This window comes from Clostridioides sp. ZZV15-6388, assembly GCF_020657755.1.
GTDB lineage: Bacteria > Bacillota > Clostridia > Peptostreptococcales > Peptostreptococcaceae > Clostridioides.
This window is the reverse complement of record NZ_JAGWCU010000135.1, coordinates 1-260: the sequence shown is the minus strand read 5'-3', so window position 1 is coordinate 260 and position 260 is coordinate 1. Positions and strand designations below refer to the sequence as shown.

Genomic DNA, 260 nt, shown 5'->3' with positions numbered 1-260 from the left:
ATAAAGATTATGTGGTTACAATAGCAGAGAGGATACACCTGTTCCCATTCCGAACACAGAAGTTAAGCTCTCTAGCGCTGATGGTACTTGGTGGGAAACTGCCTGGGAGAGTAGGACGTAGCCACGTTGAATATTCCAAGGTAGCTCAACGGTGGAGCAACCGGCTGTTAACCGGTAGGCTGTGGGTTCGAGCCCCACCCTTGGAGCCAAAAAAAGCCGAAGTGGCGGAACTGGCAGACGCACAGGACTTAAAATCCTGC

General features: G+C 51.2%; 1 tRNA gene and 1 rRNA gene. Both read left to right on the top strand.

Annotated elements, in window-relative coordinates:
• Positions 1–10: 10 nt before the first annotated feature.
• A 5S ribosomal RNA gene (gene rrf / locus KGF48_RS20070) occupies positions 11–127 on the top strand.
• Positions 128–134: 7 nt separating this feature from the next.
• A tRNA-Asn gene (locus KGF48_RS20065) sits at positions 135–209 on the top strand.
• The last annotated feature ends 51 nt before the right edge of the window (positions 210–260 follow it).